This window comes from Streptomyces sp. A0958, assembly GCF_004795035.1.
In the GTDB taxonomy this organism is placed as follows: Bacteria; Actinomycetota; Actinomycetes; order Streptomycetales; family Streptomycetaceae; genus Streptomyces.
Map to the genome: position 1 here is coordinate 78,890 of NZ_SSBK01000011.1, position 17,248 is coordinate 96,137.

A 17,248-nucleotide genomic window follows, 5' to 3' on the forward strand; every position below is an offset into this window, starting at 1 on the left:
TGACAGCAGGGTGTCGACTTGCCGTCTGAAGGGGCCGGTGAGGGGCTGTAAGCGGCCGGACGGGCGAGGGTTGAGTGCGGTACCTGGGTTGATCGTCTGTGTCACTGGTTCACGGCACCTAATGGAGCAGGCTGCCCTGGAGCTCCGCACGGAGGTCCGGGGTCAGGACGGTGCCCGCCCGGTCCACCAGCAGGGCCATTTCGTAGCCGACCAGACCGATGTCGGCGTCCGGGTGGGCCAGTACGGCCAGCGAGGAGCCGTCGGAGATGGACATCAGGAACAGGAAGCCGCGTTCCATCTCCACCACGGTCTGGCTGACGGCGCCGCCCTCGAAGATCCGGGAGGCACCTGCCGTCAGCGAGGTCAGTCCGGACGCTACGGCCGCCAACTGGTCGGCGCGGTCGCGCGGAAAACCTTCGGACATCGCCAGCAGCAGGCCGTCCGCAGAGACCACCACCGTGTGCGACACCCCGGGGGTGTTGTCCACGAAGTTGGTGATCAACCAGTTCAGATTCTGTGCGGCCTGACTCATCGGGCTCAACTAACGCTCCTGCTGGTGAGTGGGGCCGAGGGGAAAACTGCCGGTCGAACCGCTGCCTGCCTGGCGTCCCTGCTGGATGCCCCGGCGCAGATTGGTCAGGCGCCCGCGCACGTCATCGGGCGCGCGCGAGACCTGGGGACCGGACTGGTGGTTCTGCTGCTGGGCGGTACCCGGCACCAGATTGGCGCGCGGTACCCGGCGAGGCAGACCGGACGTGGTGATTCCGCCCGCTGCGGGCTTCTTCACCCGCTCCGCCTGCCGGACGATCTCGTCGTTCGGCGAGGCGCGCCAGGCGCTCGTCGCACCCGTGTCGCCGAGGCCGCGCTGCGGTGCGCCGGGAGCGGTGGGCTCCTGCGCGGACTGCTGCGGGAAGCCGGGCGCCGGTGCGGCGGGAGGCTGCTGCTGGGCACCCTGCTGTCCCTGCTGTCCCTGCTGCGGACCGTGGAACCAGTTGGTCTCCAGCGTGTCGTACAGCGGGGTGCGGCCGTCGCCGGGCCCGGAGGCCGGCGGCAGCGCCTCGGGCTGCTGCGGCTGCTGCGGCAGGACCGGACGGTACGGGGCGTCGGGGGCCGGCGCCTCGGGCGGGCGCGGCGCACCGAAGTCCTGGTCACCGCGCTGCCGGGGCGCGGGCTGCTGGACGCCGAAGTCCGGGCGGGGGAACTGCGAGGTGCTGGCCAGGTCCGGGTTCTGCGGCTGCGGGCCGGGCCGCTGCTGCGCGCCGGGCGCGGGCGCCGAGAAGTCCGGGCGGGCGAACTCGGCCGTGGCGCCGGGCCCCTGGCGGTCATCGGGCTGCGGGCGCGGGGGCAGCGGCTGCTGGAACCGGCCCGTGGTCTCCGACTCCTCGTGACCGCGCGGCGCGTCGAGCGGGGTGCGCCGCGGCGCCGACGGTTCGTCGGTGCCCCAGCTGGTGGTCTGCGGGCGCTGCGGGCCGGGGAAGCCGCCGTTCGGCCCGCCCTGGGCCGGGGCGCCGGGCAGTTCGGCACGCGGGCCGCCGACGGGAGGCAGCTGGCGCTCGCCCCGGCCGGGACCGCGCGGCGGCTCGAAGGCGCCGCGGCCGTCCTGACCGCTCTGACCACCCTGGCCGCCCTGGTCGAACCGGGCCTGCTGGGGCTGCGGGGCCTGCCGTGCGGGGCCGTTCTGCTCGGGGCGCCGCTGGTCGAACAGGCTGGGCTGACCGGAGTCCGTACGGCCGGAGCCGTCGCCCTGGCCGCGTGCGCCGAGCCGGGCACCGCCGAACGCGCCGGCCAGGCCGCCGCCGCCCGGACGCGGAGCCTCCGGACGCCCACCGTCCTGCTGGGGCCGGCCCTGAGGGTTCTGGAACGCCGAGTCCTGCGCGCCGGGCCCGCCCTGCGGATTCTGCGGGTTCTGCGGGCGGCCGCCGTCGCGGGCCGGCAGGGCGGCCCGGGGACCGGAGCCGGCACCGACCTGGCCGCGCTGGGCGCCGGGCCCGGCCGCGAGCCTTCCGGCCTGGCTCTGACCCTGGCTGTTGCCGCCGTTGCCGGCGAGCAGGCCGCCGGGGGACTGCTGGCCGGGCACCTGCTTGGGGGCCGGCTGCTTGCCGCCGTGGGCGACGTCGACCGGGAGCATGACCAGCGCGGTGGTGCCGCCGGAGTCCGAGGGGCGCAGCTGGATGCGGATGCCGTGACGCAGGGACAGCCGGCCGACCACGAACAGACCCATGCGGCGGGAGACCGAGACGTCCACGGTGGGCGGCGAGGCGAGCCGTTCGTTGATCGCCGCCAGGTCCTCGGGGGACAGGCCGATGCCGGTGTCGTGGATCTCGACGAGCACCCGGCCGTCGGGCAGCGCGTGACCGGTGACCCGGACCTTCGTCTGCGGCGAGGAGAACGACGTGGCGTTCTCCAGCAGCTCGGCGAGCAGGTGCACGAGGTCGTTGACGACCCGTCCCGCGACCTCGGTGGCCGGCACCGCGGCCAGTTCGATGCGCTCGTACTGCTCCACCTCGGAGGCGGCGGCACGGAGCACGTCGACCAGCGGCACGGGACGGGTCCACCGGCGGCCCGGCTCCTCGCCCGCGAGGACGAGAAGGTTCTCGCCGTTCCGGCGCATACGGGTCGCGAGGTGGTCGAGCTTGAAGAGCGAGGACAGCTGGTCCGGGTCGGCCTCGCGCGACTCCAGCTCGGAGATGAGCGAGAGCTGACGCTGGATGAGGCCCTGGGAGCGGCGCGAGAGGTTGGTGAACATCGCGTTGACGTTGCCCCGCAGAAGGGCCTGCTCGGCGGCGAGACGGACCGCCTCGCGGTGCACGTCGTCGAAGGCCGCGGCGACCTTGCCGATCTCGTCACGGGAGTGCACACCGACGGACTCGACCGAGGTGTCGACGTCCTGCGGGTCCGACTCGGAGAGCTGCTTGACGAGCTCGGGCAGCCGGTCCTGCGCGACGCGCGTCGCGGTGTCCTGGAGCCGGCGCAGCGAGCGGATCATGGACCGGGCGACGACGAACGCGCCGACCAGGGAGACACCGAGGACCAGGAGGATCATCGCACCGGAGATGATCGCCTCGCGCTGGGACTCGTCGCGCAGCTCGCGCGCCTTGCCCTCCATGTCGCTGAGGAGGGTTTCCTCGACCAGCTTCATCGACTGGATCTTGATGGAGTCCTGGTCGTACCAGTCCATGTACGAACGGCGCGACGAGGTGCCGCTCATCGCCGTCGGGTTCTCCAGCATCTTCTTGGCGTACGTGTCCGCGGCCTTGATGTCCGGGTGGCCGTCGTCGAGCGTCGAGGTCAGTTCCTCGGCGCTCTTGCCGGTGGTGTTGTAGACCGCCTCGAAGGAGCGGCGGGCCGCGTCCTCCTTGCGCTGCGCGGCCAGACCGAACTGCTGGTCGTTGCGGTCGAGCTCGGGCTTCCGGTCGGCGCCGCCGGGCAGCGCGGCGGCGATGATCGCGCGCTGGATCGAGGCGTACTCCTTGGCGGAGGAGAACGCCGCCAGCGCACGGGTCCGCTTGATCATCTCGGGGCTGCTGGTCGCCTGCGCCATGTCCTGGGAAAGGCTCAGCAGCGAGGTGATCAGCTGGCTGTAGGCGTCGACCGTCTGGAGACTCGGACTGTCCTTGGCGTACGCCTGCTTGCGGATGTCGCGGATCGAGCCGAGCTGCGAGGCGATCTGCTGGACGCTGGCGTGGATGCTCTCCAGGGTCTCGTCGCCGGTGGTGTCACCGATGTCGGACGTGGCGGTGAGGAACGCCTTCTTCGCCCGGTCGGTCTTCTTCCGCGGCTCGGTGACCTTGAAGTCGGTCGCGGCCACCCCGTTGGACAGCGGGCCGGCCGACCGGTCGCGCTCCTCCTGGAGCGCCTGGGCCAGCGTGGTCGCCTGCTTCGTCATCTTGGTCAGCAGCTGCATGTGCTCCAGTTGCTGGATGTCGTTCATGGAGTCGTTGATGCGCAGACCACCCAGCGTGGTCGCGGCGACCACGGGGAGGGCGAGCAGAGAGACCAGGCGCGTACTGATGCGCCAGTTGCGGAGAGCTACGCGCGAGCCCGTGTTGACGGGGCCGCGCGGCTTGGGCGCGGCCGTCTGATCGGAGCCGCCACCGGCCGGTGCGGCTCCGGGGCGCCGTTCGCGGTCGCTGTGGTCACCGGCCGAGGCCGGCCCGGGGTTCTGGGCGTGCTGGGGCGAGGGACCGCGATCGGTCCCGCCGCGCGGCTCCTGCTCCGCCGCAGCGCTGCCATCCCTCTTGAAACGTCCCTGCACTAGCGTCGCAACCTCTGGACCAGGCGCTCCTCCGTCGTGAACGGAGAAAACGGTGTCGGCGTGGTGGGGCGTGAGTCCCGCCCCCATGGTGGTCGTGAGTGACCGGCGCTCTACCCCTTCCCGCCGCCACTCGGCGCTGCGTTGCGCCCCCTGCGCGCCGGCTTGAAACCCGCGGCGGTGCGTGGAATTCCAGCACAGTGGCGGATCTCCAACAAGGGCCAGGTACCGGGCTGTGACCTGCGTGACACGTTGTGATGGCTGCGTAACAAGCCGTGGAGGCCGTTCAGTGACATAACGGACTATTGGGTGTGAGTTCGATGGGGGTGAGGGGTGTCCCAGTCGACATGATCAGGGGCGGAATGGATCATTCAGTGGTGCAATGTCCGATTCCGGGCCCTCGGCCGCCCGCCCGTATTGGGTCAATTGTCCGGCTGTTCGTGAGCAAACTCACATAATGATCGCGGTCTCTTCCGGGCGTTCGGAGGGAATTGAATGTTTAGCCTGACGCTTTACTGGGATGGCAGAACCGATTCAACCGGCGCCCCCGCGAGCGGCGCCCCGACGACAGGGTCCGTACGGCAGATGAAGACGACGATGACGCTCCGCAACATTGCCAACCCCCGGCGCACCACGCTGGCGCACCTCGAGGACGCCGAAGCGCTGCGGACGCCGGAACGGCCGGAGCACGCAGTCGACCTGCCCACACAGACGGCCAACCCGCGCCGCACCATCCTCATGACGGCCCCCACCGCCACTCCCCCCGCTGCGGAGTAGACCCGCGCGGAAGCGCCCCTCACCCGCGCTAGCCTGGAGCGTCAGTCTTTTCAGGCACCCAGCAAGCAAGTGAGGGGCGACAGCAACCCGTGCGCATCGCCAGGTTCTCCATCGACGGCAATGTCGCCTTCGGCGCGGTCGAGGGCGACGGGCCCGACGGTCTCGTCCTCGACATCATCAAGGGCATCCCCTACTCCGAGTTCGAGCTCTCCGGGACCAAGGTTCCGCTGAACAAGGTCCGGCTGCTGCCGCCCGTGCTCCCCAACAAGGTCGTGGCCATCGGCCGCAACTACGCGGAGCACGCCGCCGAACTCGGCAACGAGGTCCCCGACGTCCCCGTCGCCTTCTTCAAGCCCACCACCTCGGTGATCGGCTCCGGCGACGCCATCGAGTACCCCTCCTTCTCCGACGAGGTGCACCACGAGGCCGAGCTGGCCGTGGTCATCGGCCGGATGTGCCGCGAAGTGCCGCGCGAGCGGGTCAAGGACGTCATCTTCGGCTACACCTGCGCCAACGACGTCACCGCCCGCGACGCCCAGAAGCGGGAGAAGCAGTGGGCCCGGGCCAAGGGCTTCGACACCTCCTGCCCCCTCGGCCCCTGGGTGGAGACCGCCCTCGACCCCAGCGACCTCGCCGTCCAGGCGACGGTCAACGGTGAGCAACGCCAGCTCGGCCGGACGAGCGACATGATCCGGACCATCGAGGACCTGGTCGTCCACATCACGGAAGCCATGACGCTGCTCCCGGGCGATGTGATTCTCACCGGTACTCCCGCAGGGGTCGGACCCCTCCATGTCGGCGACGAGGTCGCCGTCACCATCGAAGGCATCGGCACTCTCACCAACAAGGTGATCAAGCGTGGCTAACGCACCAGTACGTGTACGTTTCTGTCCCTCCCCGACCGGCAACCCGCACGTCGGCCTGGTCCGGACGGCTCTCTTCAACTGGGCGTTCGCCCGGCACCACCAGGGCACCCTGGTCTTCCGCATCGAGGACACCGACGCGGCCCGCGACTCCGAGGAGTCCTACGAGCAGCTGCTCGACGCGATGCGCTGGCTCGGCCTCGACTGGGACGAGGGCCCCGAGGTGGGCGGCCCGCACGCCCCGTACCGCCAGTCGCAGCGCATGGACCTCTACAAGGACGTCTCCGAGAAGCTTCTCGCGGCCGGCCACGCGTACCGCTGCTACTGCACCACCGAGGAGCTCGACACCCGCCGCGACGCCGCCCGCGCCGCCGGCCGCCCGTCCGGCTACGACGGCCACTGCCGCGACCTGAGCGACGAGCAGAGGGCCGGGTACGAGGCCGAGGGGCGCGCGTCGATCGTCCGCTTCCGGATGCCCGACGAGGCGATCACCTTCACCGACCTGGTCCGCGGCGACATCACCGTCCAGCCGGAGAACGTCCCGGACTACGGCATCGTCCGCGCCAACGGCGCCCCGCTCTACACGCTGGTCAACCCAGTGGACGACGCGCTGATGGAGATCACCCACGTCCTGCGCGGCGAGGACCTGCTCTCCTCCACCCCGCGCCAGATCGCCCTCTACCGGGCGCTCATCGAGCTGGGCATCGCCAAGGACACCCCGGCCTTCGGCCACCTGCCGTACGTCATGGGCGAGGGCAACAAGAAGCTCTCCAAGCGCGACCCGCAGGCCTCGCTCAACCTCTACCGCGAGCGCGGCTTCGTCCGCGAGGGGCTGCTCAACTACCTCTCGCTGCTCGGCTGGTCGATCGCCGAGGACCGCGACATCTTCGACGTCGACGAGATGGTCGCCGCGTTCGACATCAAGGACGTCAACGCCAACCCGGCCCGCTTCGACCTCAAGAAGTGCGAGCACGTCAACGCGGAGCACATCCGCAGGCTGGACGTGAAGACCTTCACCGAGGCGTGCGGCCCCTGGCTGAAGGCGCCGTTCGCCCCCTGGGCCCCGGAGGCGTTCGACGCGGAGCTCTTCGCGCGGATCGCCCCGCACGCCCAGACCCGGGTCACGGTGCTCTCCGAGATCACCGCCAACGTCGACTTCCTCTTCCTCGACGAGCCGGTGCGCGACGAGGCGTCCTGGACCAAGGCGATGAAGGAGGGCTCCGACGCGCTCCTGGTCACGGCCCGCGCCGAGCTGATCGCCGCCGAGTGGAACGCCGACGCCCTGAAGGCCGCCGTCCTCGCCGCCGGCGAACAGCACGGCCTGAAGCTCGGCAAGGCCCAGGCCCCGGTCCGCGTCGCCGTCACCGGCCGCACGATCGGCCTGCCGCTCTTCGAGTCCCTGGAGATCCTGGGCCGCGAGAAGACGATCGCCCGCATCGACGCGGCCCTGGCCGAGCTGGCCGCGTAACGGCGCCCTGAGCGCACCCGAGGCCGGGGCCCCCTGTAGGGGAGCCCCGGCCTCTTGCTGTTGTCCGTTTGCGGAAGCCCATGCGGCGGCCACCACCTGCCTCCCGGCGTCCAGCAGAAGCGGTCCTGAGCGCCGCCCGCGAGCAGTAGCGTGGCCGTATGCCGATCAGAGCCGTCCTCTGGGACATCGACGACACGCTCTTCGACCACACGGCGGCCGCCGCCAACGGCATGGCCCGGCATCTCGCGGCGGAGGGGCTGCCCAGGGGGTACGCCACGGCGGACGAGGCCGTGGACGCCTGGCAGCGGCTCACCCGGCGCCACTGGGCGCGGTTCGCGGCGGGGGAGACCGACTGGCCGGGCCAGCGCCGTGACCGGGCCAGGGACTTCCTCGGCCGCTCCATGGACGACACCGAGGCCGATGCCTGGTTCGAGCGCCACGTCGCCCACTACGAGTCCGCCTGGTCGCTCTTCCCGGACGCCGTCCCCGTACTCGACGCCCTGGCGGGGGCGTACCGGCATGCCGTGCTGTCCAACTCGGCGCTGGAGTCGCAGCACCGCAAGCTGACCGTGCTCGGAGTGCGCGACCGGTTCGAGTCCCTGCTCTGCGCGGCGGAGCTGGGCGTCTCCAAGCCCGCGCCCGAGGCCTTCCTCGCCTCCTGCGAGGCGCTGGGCCTGCCGCCGGCGGAGGTCGCCTACGTGGGGGACGAACCCGACATCGACGCCGTGGGCGCCGCCGCCGCCGGGCTTACGGGCATCTGGCTGGACCGGCGCGGGCTGGGCGGACGCCCCGAACTCGTCCGGATCACCACCCTCGGCGGGCTGCCCGGCCTGTTGGCAGGCAATACCCGTTTTGGAGCGTCGGACACCTTCGGGTAATGTTCTTCCTGCGCCGCCCGAGCGGGCCGAAAGATCCGGCCGGGAAGCGCAGACAGAGACAAGGCCCCCAGGGGTTGCGTTTCAGTGGGCTATGGTGTAATTGGCAACACTACGGTTTCTGGTACCGTCATTCTAGGTTCGAGTCCTGGTAGCCCAGCGCAGTACAAGCAAGTTGCAGGAACAAGCCCCCGTTGTGTAGCGGCCTAGCACGCTGCCCTCTCACGGCAGTAGCGCCGGTTCGAATCCGGTCGGGGGTACAGATCCTTCCCGCGAGATCATCTGGGTCGCACCCACGCTCTCGATGCAGGATCGCTAGGGCCCCCGTTGTGTAGCGGCCTAGCACGCTGCCCTCTCACGGCAGTAGCGCCGGTTCGAATCCGGTCGGGGGTACTTGCAACACCATGGGCTATGGTGTAATTGGCAACACTACGGTTTCTGGTACCGTCATTCTAGGTTCGAGTCCTGGTAGCCCAGCGCAGTACAGCAAGTTGGAGCAACAAGCCCCCGTTGTGTAGCGGCCTAGCACGCTGCCCTCTCACGGCAGTAGCGCCGGTTCGAATCCGGTCGGGGGTACAACAGAGCAGCAGACGAAGGCCCTTCACTCCGGTGAGGGGCCTTTCGCTTGTACGCGCGGCGGCCGGCCCGCTCAGATCCCGTACCGCCGGGCCGACTCCTCCTCCTGGGCCAGCCGGCGCAGGGACGTCAGCAGCGGCTCGTACAGGACCGCCGAGGCCACCGCCATCTCCACCTGCTGCGACCGGGTCGGATAGGTCTCCATCAGGTCCAGGTCCTGCACCGCCACTTGGTGCATCAGCCGGGCGTGCTCCTCCAGATACGCGCTCCCGTACGGGTAGCCGAGGCGGGCGAGGGTGGCCAGGGCCGCGACGAGCGACCGGTGGACCGGGGAGAGTTCGCCGGTCTCCCGCGCGTTGGTCCACCCCAACCGGTCCAGCAGCGCGTCGACTTCCGCCCGGGCCGCCGCCGTCTCCGGGACCTCCTCGTCCGGCTCCGGGCCGTGCGGGAGCGACCAGAGGGCCGCGCCCAGCCGGATCGTCCGGCCCAGGGAGTCGTCGTCGACGTGGCCCAGCACCTCGCGGGCCGTGGCCACGGGCAGGCGGCCGACCTGGAGCAGCGCCCGCACCAGCCGCAGCCGGCGCAGATGGCTCTCGTCGTACTCGGCCTGCGTCGCGCTCACCCGCTCGCCCGGCGGCAACAGCCCCTCGCGCAGGTAGTACTTGATCGTCGCGGTCGCGATGCCGCTCCGCTCGCTGAGTTCCGAGAGTCGCATGCGGTGCCTTCCCTTGCCTCCACCCCTTGGGCAGTGTCACTATCCAACCATTGGATAGTGGCACTCTCCAACAGCATCCAGGGGGCCCGTATGTTCGCGAAACCCGTGCCGGGACGGACGACCGCCGCAGCCGAGGGGGATGTCGTCGTCCTGCTCATCGGCATGCGCATCAACCACTTCAGGGGCGTGCACCACTGGCTCCCGGTCATGCTGGCGATGGGGCGCATGCTGCGGGAGTTGAGGGCGGACAGGTCCAGGGGGCTGCTCGGCCACGTCCTGCTGTCCGGCTCACCGAGGACGTACTACGTCGTCCAGTACTGGGAGTCGAAGGAGAAGCTGTACGCGTACGCCTCGGCGCCCGACATGTTCCACCGCAAGGCGTGGGCGATGTTCAACCGCAAGGAGAAGAAGTCCCGGCAGCACGTGGGGCTGTGGCACGAGACCTACATCGTGCCCGAGGGCGGCTACGAGTCCATCTACGCCGACATGCCCGCGTACGGACTGGCCGCGGCGACCGGGTCGCTGCCGATCGAGGGGCGGGGCCGGCGGGCGGCGGACCGTCTCGCGCACCGTTCCGGCGCCAAGTGACGCGGTGAGGGGGTGAGAAGGGGGCCGCCACGACGCTGGGGCGGCCTCGGGGGAGAGGGAGGCGCGGGGGGCGGGACCGGCTCAGCCGGTGCGGCGCAGCGCCTCGCTCAGCCGTGCGGCCGAGTCGATGACGGCCTGGGCGTGCATCCGGCCCGGGTGCCGGGTCAGCCGCTCGATCGGTCCGGAGACCGAGACGGCGGCGACCACGCGGTTCGAGGGGCCGCGCACGGGGGCCGAGACCGAGGCCACGCCCGGCTCGCGCTCGCCGATCGACTGGGCCCAGCCGCGCCGCCGTACGCCGGAGAGCGCCGTCGCCGTGAAGCGGGCGCCCTGGAGGCCGCGGTGCAGGCGCTCCGGCTCCTCCCAGGCCATCAGGATCTGGGCGGACGAGCCCGCCTTCATGGTGAGCGTGGAGCCGACCGGCACGGTGTCCCGCAGGCCGGACAGCCGCTCCGCCGCCGCCACGCAGATGCGCATGTCGCCCTGCCGGCGGTAGAGCTGCGCGCTCTCGCCGGTGATGTCCCGCAGATGTGTGAGCACGGGTCCGGCCGTCGCCAGCAGGCGGTCCTCGCCCGCCGCCGCCGCCAGCTCGGAGAGCCGGGGGCCGAGAATGAACCGGCCCTGCATGTCCCTCGCCACCATGCGGTGGTGTTCCAGTGCCACGGCCAGCCGGTGGGCCGTGGGTCGTGCGAGCCCGGTCGCCGCGACCAGCCCGGCGAGGGTGGCCGGCCCGGACTCCAGGGCGCTCAATACCAGAGCTGCCTTGTCGAGAACGCCGACGCCGCTAGAGTTGTCCATACGACGATACTCGCGTCTCACTCTGTGAAACGCAAGTTCAATTTTCCGGGGAAGTTGCGAACCTGTACCGGCGGCCCCACAACGGCCCGTAGCCACCGCCCCGCACGGGGGTCCGGACGGCGGCGCACCGAATCTCTAGTTGGGCCGGCGATGACGCCGGCCGGAGGGAAAGCGATGGGTAGGACACTCGCGGAGAAGGTTTGGGACGACCATGTCATCCCCAAGGTCTCGACTTCGCTCGACCAGGGGAGCCCCGACTGGCGCGCCGAGGGCGAGCCCGACCTCCTCTTCATCGATCTGCACCTGCTGCACGAGGTGACCAGCCCGCAGGCCTTCGACGGTCTGCGGCAGGCCGGACGCCCGGTGCGGCGCCTCGACCTCACCATCGCCACCGAGGACCACAACACCCCGACCCTCGACATCGACAAGCCGATCGCCGATCCGGTCTCCCGCGCCCAGCTGGAGACGCTGCGCAAGAACTGCGCGGAGTTCGGCGTCCGGCTGCACTCGCTGGGCGACGTCGAGCAGGGCGTCGTGCACGTGGTCGGTCCGCAGTTGGGCCTGACCCAGCCCGGCACCACCGTCGTCTGCGGCGACTCCCACACCTCCACGCACGGTGCGTTCGGCGCCCTCGCGTTCGGCATCGGCACCAGCCAGGTCGAGCACGTGCTGGCCTCCCAGACGCTGCCGATGGCGCGCCCGAAGACGATGGCGATCACCGTCGACGGCGAACTGCCCGACGACGTCACCGCCAAGGACCTGATCCTCGCGATCATCGCCCGGATCGGCACCGGCGGCGGTCAGGGCTACGTCCTGGAATACCGCGGCTCCGCCATCGAGAAGCTCTCGATGGAGGCCCGGATGACCATCTGCAACATGTCGATCGAGGCCGGCGCGCGGGCGGGCATGATCGCCCCCGACGAGACCACCTTCGACTACCTCCGGGGCCGCGGCCACGCCCCGCAGGGCGAGGACTGGGACGCGGCCGTCGCGTACTGGAAGACGCTGCGCAGCGACGACGACGCGGTCTTCGACGCCGAGGTGGTCATCGAGGCCGCCGAACTGGCGCCGTTCGTCACCTGGGGCACCAACCCCGGCCAGGGCGCGCCCCTGTCGGCCAGCGTCCCCGACCCCGCTTCGTACGAGGACGCCTCGGAGCGCAACGCCGCCGAAAAGGCCCTGGAGTACATGGGGTTGACCGCGGGCCAGCCGCTGCGCGAGATCAGCGTCGACACCGTCTTCGTGGGCTCCTGCACCAACGGCCGCATCGAGGACCTGCGCAACGCCGCCGCGATCCTGGACGGCCGCAAAGTCGCCGACGGCGTACGGATGCTGGTCGTCCCGGGCTCCGTCCGGGTCGCCCTCCAGGCCGTCGACGAGGGCCTGGACAAGGTCTTCACCGCCGCCGGCGCCGAATGGCGGCACGCGGGCTGCTCGATGTGCCTCGGCATGAACCCCGACCAGCTGGCCCCCGGCGAGCGCTCCGCCTCCACCTCGAACCGCAACTTCGAGGGCCGGCAGGGCAAGGGCGGCCGCACGCACCTGGTCTCCCCGCAGGTTGCCGCCGCCACCGCCGTGCTGGGCCATCTGGCCTCGCCCGCCGACCTGTCCGACGCCCGTACGCCTGCCGGAGTCCGATAACCATGGAAGCTTTCACCACGCACACCGGCCGGGCCGTCCCGCTGCGCCGCAGCAACGTAGACACCGACCAGATCATCCCCGCCCACTGGCTGAAGAAGGTCACCCGGGACGGCTTCGAGGACGGGCTCTTCGAGGCCTGGCGCAAGGACGAGAACTTCGTCCTCAACCGCCCGGAGCGCAAGGGCGCGTCGGTCCTGGTGGCCGGCCCCGACTTCGGCACCGGCTCCTCCCGCGAGCACGCCGTCTGGGCCCTGCAGAACTACGGCTTCAAGGCCGTCGTCTCCTCCCGGTTCGCCGACATCTTCCGCGGCAACTCGCTGAAGAACGGTCTGCTGACCGTGGTTCTGGAGCAGAAGGTCGTCGACGCGCTCTGGGAGCTGACGGAGGCCGACCCGAACGCCGAGGTGACCGTCGACCTGGAGGCGCGCCAGGTCCGCGCCGAGGGCATCACCGCCGACTTCGAGCTGGACGAGAACGCCCGCTGGCGCCTGCTGAACGGGCTGGACGACATCAGCCTCACCCTTCAGAACGAAGCCGACATCGCGGCGTACGAGGCGGCCAGGCCGGCCCACAAGCCCCGCACAATTCAGGCCTGATCAGCGCGTTTTCAGGCCTGATCGGCTAGTTTTCAGGACTGTGCCCCCTGCCTTCTGGTAGGGGGCACAGTCGTTTGTTGGGACCCCGTCGGGCGACAACTCGCCCCAGATGGCACAATCGGTGCATGGAACGCGACAGCCAACTCAAGCTTTACGGCCAAGTCGCCGACCAATTGAAGGAAGCGCACTCACGGGTGCGCTCACTGCAAGTCCCGGACGGCGTAAGGATGGCGCTGAACCGGAAGCTGTTGGTCGTCACGGCCGCGGCGAAGCACGATCTCCCGGGCGCGGCAAGGCTTCTGGACCGGTTGATGAAGGACCTCGACGAGGGCCGATTCCCCGAAGGTGACTGACTCCCGAACTGCGCAGCGGTCGACTTCGTTGCGGCACTAGGGTGATTAGCCCGTTTCGTGTTTGATTTGCGGTATATATCTGCCTAACGTGCGAAAAAGCCTGAACACATTCGTTCCGGCAATGTCTCCGAAGGGGAAGACGTGAACAAGGCGCAGCTCGTAGAAGCGATTGCCGACAAGGTCGGCGGCCGTCAGCAGGCCGCGGACGCCGTCGACGCGGTGCTCGACGCGATCGTCCGTGCGGTTGTCGCGGGGGACCGGGTCTCGGTCACCGGCTTCGGCTCGTTCGAGAAGGTCGACCGCCCCGCCCGCTACGCCCGCAACCCGCAGACGGGTGAGCGCGTGCGGGTCAAGAAGACCTCGGTGCCCCGCTTCCGCGCGGGCCAGGGCTTCAAGGACCTGGTGAGCGGCTCCAAGAAGCTCCCCAAGAACGACGTGGCCGTGAAGAAGGCCCCCAAGGGCAGCCTCTCGGGCGGTTCTTCCACCCGTACGACGGCCAAGGCCGCGGCCAAGAAGGCCACCGCGAAGAAGGCCGTGGCGAAGAAGGCCACCGCCAAGAAGGCGACCCCGGCGAAGAAGGCCACCACCACCACCGCCGCCGCCAAGAAGACCACCGCGACGAAGACCTCGCCGGCGAAGAAGACGACGACGGCGGCCGCGAAGAAGGCGACCCCCGCGGCGGCGAAGTCGACGGCGGCGAAGAAGACCACCGCCGCCAAGACCGCGCCCGCCAAGAAGACCACGGCGAAGAAGGCGCCCGCGAAGAAGACCACCGCGCGCAAGACCACGGCCAAGAAGGCCACCGCGCGCAAGAAGTGAGACCGGGCCGCACAGGGCTCCGCACACGCGCCGGGCCGGGCTCCCCGAGGGGAGCCCGGCCCGCGGGCTGTCCGGGTGAGGCCCCCCGGGAGTCCTTCAGAACGTCTGCAGCGTCACCAGGGTGATCCGCAGCCCGGCCCCCTCGCCCTCGCCCTCGATCCGCACCCGCTGACCCGGACGCAGCAGCCGCAGCCCGCCGGCGTCGAAGGCCGGGGCGTCGAAGTCCACCGGGGTGCCGTCATCGAGCAGCACACTGCCGGTGCGGGTCACGGGGTCGTACGTGTACGAGGTCGCCTGCATGGGCGCCAGACTATCGCTCCGGCGCGAAGGCCCCGGCGGCCCAGCGCCCCGCCGTGAACGGCCCGACGCCCAGCGCCAGCGCCACCCGCAGATCCTCGCCGGTGTCCACGTCCCGGCGCACCGAATCGATGCCCGGCAGCGTGATTTCCACCGCGCCCGACGCCAGGTGGCACGAGCGCGAACGGCCGCCGAAAGCGGGCCGCAATTCCACTCCCGGACCGGCCGACAGAAATGTCGTTCCGATTCCCGCCGCATCGGGAACAAATGCACGGGGAAAAGCGGCAGAGAATTCGAGTACCCGGGACAATTCCGCCGCCCGCAGTGCGGGCAGATCCGCGTTGAGCGCGGCGAGCGCCGCCCCGGGCCTGGCCGCCCGGACCGCGCGCTCACCGTGCGCGAGGGCAGCGTTGAGCCCCGCCGCCGGGGTGTCGGGCACGATCCGGGCACCGAGCGCCGCCAGTGCGGACCCCGCCACCGTGTCGTCCGTGACGACCACCACATCGGCCACGGCCGGGCAGGAGAGCGCGGCGGCCACCGTGTCGCGGGCGAAGGCCAGGGCGAGACGGGGCCGCAACAGGGCGCCCGACGCGGGCACCAGCCTGCTCTTGGCCCGCGCCAGGGGTTTCAACGGGACGACCAGGGCCCAGCGGCCGGTCGGGTCGGTGTTCGTGGCGGTCTCTCCCTCGGTGCGCATGGCCGCCTATTCTCGCCTGCCGGTGCGCCGACCCGGAGGGGCGCTCCCGGAGGTGGGGCGTACGGTGTTCTCGACAGAGCAGGGGCCTGGGGCGAGACTTGACCGTCGGTAGTCAGGCAGCAATCAGCTCCACAGTCAGGTCCATAGAGGAAGGTGTCCGAGTGTCCCGCCGCAGAATCGGCTTCTGGTACCGCCTGGCGGCGGTCATCGCAAAACCGCCACTGGTGGTTCTGTTCAAGCGCGACTGGCGGGGAATGGAGCACATTCCGGTCCAGGGCGGATTCATCACCGCGGTCAACCACAACTCGTACCTGGACCCGCTTTCGTACGGGCACTTCCAGTACAACACCGGCCGGGTGCCCCGGTTCCTGGCCAAGGCCGGGCTGTTCAAAACCCCCTTCGTCGGCATGATGCTGCGCGGCACCGGCCAGATCCCCGTCTACCGCGAGACGACCAACGCGCTGGACGCCTTCCGGGCCGCCGTCGGCGCCATCGAGCGCGGCGAGTGCGTCTGCTTCTACCCCGAGGGCACCCTCACCCGCGACCCGGAGATGTGGCCGATGGCCGGCAAGACCGGCGCCGCCCGCGTCGCGTTGATGACCCGCGCCCCCGTCATCCCCGTCGCGCAGTGGGGTGCCAACGAGGTCATGCCGCCCTACGCCACGGAGAAGAAGGTCCGCCTCCTGCCCCGCAAGACCCTCAAGGTCCAGGCGGGCCCGCCCGTCGACCTCTCCCGGTTCTACGACAAGGAGCCGACGCCCGAGGTGCTGCGCGAGGCCACCGAGGCCATCATGCACGCGGTCACCGCCCAGCTGGAGGAGATCCGCGGGCAGCAGGCACCCGCCGAGCCCTACGATCACCGCAAGGCCCGGGCCGAACAGCGGCGCAGGGCCCAAGGAGAGGGACTCACGTGACACACCCCGCGAAGGCCGCCGTCTTCGGAACCGGCTCATGGGGTACGGCCTTCGCCATCGTCCTCGCCGACGCCGGCTGCGACGTCACCCTCTGGGGCCGCCGGGCCGAGGTCGCCGAGACGGTCAACGCGACCCGTACCAACCCCGGCTACCTGCCGGGCATCGAACTGCCCGCCTCCGTCCGGGCCACCACGGACGCGGCCGAGGCGCTGCGCGGCGCCGACTACGCCGTCCTCGTCGTGCCCTCCCAGACGCTGCGCGCCAACCTCGCCGACTGGGCCCCGCACCTGGAGCCGCAGACGGTCCTGGTCTCCCTGATGAAGGGCGTCGAACTCGGCACCGCCAAGCGGATGAGCGAGGTCATCGAGGACGCCACCGAGGTGTCCGCCGACCGCGTCGCCGTCATCAGCGGACCCAACCTCGCCAAGGAGATCGCCGAACGCCGCCCCGCCGCGGCCGTCGTCGCCTGCCGGGACGAGTCCGTCGCCCGCCGCCTCCAGGCCGCCTGCCACACCCCGTACTTCCGCCCGTACACCAGCACCGACGTGGTCGGCTGCGAACTCGGCGGGGCCGTCAAGAACGTCATCGGTCTCGCCGTCGGCATCGCCGACGGCATGGGGCTCGGGGACAACGCCAAGGGCTCGCTCATCACCCGCGGCCTCGCCGAGACGATGCGGCTCGGGGCGGCCATGGGCGCCGACCCGCTGACGTTCTCCGGACTCGCCGGTCTCGGTGACCTGGTGGCCACCTGCTCCTCGCCGCTCTCGCGCAACCACACCTTCGGCACCAACCTCGGCCGCGGCATGACGCTCCAGGAGACCATCGCCGTCACCAAGCAGACCGCCGAGGGCGTCAAGTCCTGCGAATCGGTGCTCGACCTGGCCCGCAGGCACGGCGTCGAGATGCCGCTGACCGAGACGGTCGTCGGCATCGTCCACGAGGGCAAGCCGCCGATGGTCGCCCTCAAGGAGCTCATGTCGCGCAGCGCCAAGGCCGAGCGGCACTGACCCCCGGGCGGC

The 17,248-nt window shown here is 70.7% G+C and carries 17 protein-coding genes and 5 tRNA genes; 16 read left to right on the top strand and 6 right to left on the bottom strand.

Going from position 1 to position 17,248, the window contains the following annotated elements; genetic code table 11:
• Positions 1–118: 118 nt before the first annotated feature.
• Together E6P78_RS14105 and E6P78_RS14110 are read right to left on the bottom strand one after the other, a co-directional pair.
• On the bottom strand, positions 119–541 hold the full coding sequence (locus E6P78_RS14105; protein ID WP_003966009.1) for a roadblock/LC7 domain-containing protein: 423 nt from the start codon (positions 539–541) through the stop codon (positions 119–121).
• Entirely contained in the window at positions 542–4,255 is a 3,714-nt protein-coding gene (locus E6P78_RS14110; protein WP_136203924.1) for a nitrate- and nitrite sensing domain-containing protein, read from the bottom strand. It abuts the gene before it with no gap.
• Positions 4,256–4,837: 582 nt separating this feature from the next.
• Between E6P78_RS14110 and E6P78_RS14115 the strand changes: the two genes are divergently transcribed.
• The 9 genes from E6P78_RS14115 (at position 4,838) to E6P78_RS14155 (ending at position 8,811) form a co-directional block, all read left to right on the top strand.
• Positions 4,838–5,029: a hypothetical protein gene (locus E6P78_RS14115; protein ID WP_136203925.1), complete on the top strand. Its 192-nt coding sequence runs from the start codon at positions 4,838–4,840 to the stop codon at positions 5,027–5,029.
• An 89-nt stretch (positions 5,030–5,118) separates the two neighbouring features.
• Entirely contained in the window at positions 5,119–5,895 is a 777-nt protein-coding gene (locus E6P78_RS14120; protein WP_136203926.1) for a fumarylacetoacetate hydrolase family protein, read from the top strand.
• Positions 5,888–7,360: a glutamate--tRNA ligase gene (gene gltX / locus E6P78_RS14125; RefSeq protein WP_136203927.1), complete on the top strand. Its 1,473-nt coding sequence runs from the start codon at positions 5,888–5,890 to the stop codon at positions 7,358–7,360. Before E6P78_RS14120 ends, gltX begins: the two co-directional genes overlap by 8 nt.
• Positions 7,361–7,518: 158 nt before the next feature.
• Complete coding sequence (locus tag E6P78_RS14130; protein ID WP_136203928.1) at positions 7,519–8,238, top strand: HAD family hydrolase; 720 nt, start codon at positions 7,519–7,521, stop codon at positions 8,236–8,238.
• 85 nt (positions 8,239–8,323) lie between these two features.
• Positions 8,324–8,395, top strand: a tRNA-Gln gene (locus E6P78_RS14135).
• A 27-nt stretch (positions 8,396–8,422) separates the two neighbouring features.
• Positions 8,423–8,495: transfer RNA gene (locus tag E6P78_RS14140), tRNA-Glu, on the top strand.
• Between the two features lie 60 nt (positions 8,496–8,555).
• Positions 8,556–8,628, top strand: a tRNA-Glu gene (locus tag E6P78_RS14145).
• Positions 8,629–8,640: 12 nt separating this feature from the next.
• Positions 8,641–8,712: transfer RNA gene (locus E6P78_RS14150), tRNA-Gln, on the top strand.
• Between the two features lie 26 nt (positions 8,713–8,738).
• Positions 8,739–8,811, top strand: a tRNA-Glu gene (locus tag E6P78_RS14155).
• A 73-nt stretch (positions 8,812–8,884) separates the two neighbouring features.
• Here E6P78_RS14155 and E6P78_RS14160 read toward each other — a convergent pair.
• Positions 8,885–9,526 carry a MerR family transcriptional regulator gene (locus E6P78_RS14160; protein WP_136203929.1) on the bottom strand — a complete coding sequence of 214 codons (642 nt, stop codon included), beginning with the start codon at positions 9,524–9,526 and terminating at the stop codon, positions 8,885–8,887.
• 90 nt (positions 9,527–9,616) lie between these two features.
• On the opposite strand from E6P78_RS14160, the gene E6P78_RS14165 reads away from it, so the two are divergent.
• Positions 9,617–10,114: a DUF4188 domain-containing protein gene (locus E6P78_RS14165; RefSeq protein ID WP_136203994.1), complete on the top strand. Its 498-nt coding sequence runs from the start codon at positions 9,617–9,619 to the stop codon at positions 10,112–10,114.
• An 81-nt stretch (positions 10,115–10,195) separates the two neighbouring features.
• Here E6P78_RS14165 and ndgR read toward each other — a convergent pair whose 3' ends face one another.
• Positions 10,196–10,912 (bottom strand): IclR family transcriptional regulator NdgR, encoded by a 717-nt coding sequence (ndgR, locus tag E6P78_RS14170; RefSeq protein WP_003966003.1) that lies wholly within the window; start codon positions 10,910–10,912, stop codon positions 10,196–10,198.
• Between the two features lie 174 nt (positions 10,913–11,086).
• On the opposite strand from ndgR, the gene leuC reads away from it, so the two are divergent.
• The 4 genes from leuC (at position 11,087) to E6P78_RS14190 (ending at position 14,321) form a co-directional block, all read left to right on the top strand.
• Entirely contained in the window at positions 11,087–12,553 is a 1,467-nt protein-coding gene (leuC, locus tag E6P78_RS14175; protein WP_136203930.1) for a 3-isopropylmalate dehydratase large subunit, read from the top strand.
• 2 nt (positions 12,554–12,555) lie between these two features.
• Positions 12,556–13,149 carry a 3-isopropylmalate dehydratase small subunit gene (gene leuD / locus E6P78_RS14180; RefSeq protein WP_136203931.1) on the top strand — a complete coding sequence of 198 codons (594 nt, stop codon included), beginning with the start codon at positions 12,556–12,558 and terminating at the stop codon, positions 13,147–13,149.
• A gap of 125 nt (positions 13,150–13,274) precedes the next feature.
• Positions 13,275–13,502 carry a hypothetical protein gene (locus E6P78_RS14185; protein ID WP_136203932.1) on the top strand — a complete coding sequence of 76 codons (228 nt, stop codon included), beginning with the start codon at positions 13,275–13,277 and terminating at the stop codon, positions 13,500–13,502.
• Positions 13,503–13,643: 141 nt separating this feature from the next.
• Positions 13,644–14,321, top strand: a complete 678-nt coding sequence (locus tag E6P78_RS14190) for an HU family DNA-binding protein (RefSeq protein WP_136203933.1) — start codon at positions 13,644–13,646, stop codon at positions 14,319–14,321.
• Positions 14,322–14,417: 96 nt separating this feature from the next.
• Here E6P78_RS14190 and E6P78_RS14195 read toward each other — a convergent pair whose 3' ends face one another.
• Positions 14,418–14,621: a hypothetical protein gene (locus E6P78_RS14195; protein WP_018551731.1), complete on the bottom strand. Its 204-nt coding sequence runs from the start codon at positions 14,619–14,621 to the stop codon at positions 14,418–14,420.
• 10 nt (positions 14,622–14,631) lie between these two features.
• Positions 14,632–15,315, bottom strand: a complete 684-nt coding sequence (gene cofC, locus E6P78_RS14200; protein WP_136203934.1) for a 2-phospho-L-lactate guanylyltransferase — start codon at positions 15,313–15,315, stop codon at positions 14,632–14,634.
• 161 nt (positions 15,316–15,476) lie between these two features.
• Here cofC and E6P78_RS14205 point away from each other — a divergent pair, with 161 nt between their 5' ends.
• Entirely contained in the window at positions 15,477–16,229 is a 753-nt protein-coding gene (locus E6P78_RS14205) for a lysophospholipid acyltransferase family protein (protein ID WP_136203935.1), read from the top strand.
• Positions 16,226–17,236 (top strand): NAD(P)H-dependent glycerol-3-phosphate dehydrogenase, encoded by a 1,011-nt coding sequence (locus E6P78_RS14210; RefSeq protein ID WP_136203936.1) that lies wholly within the window; start codon positions 16,226–16,228, stop codon positions 17,234–17,236. The genes E6P78_RS14205 and E6P78_RS14210 overlap by 4 nt, the downstream gene beginning before the upstream one ends.
• Positions 17,237–17,248: the final 12 nt, after the last annotated feature.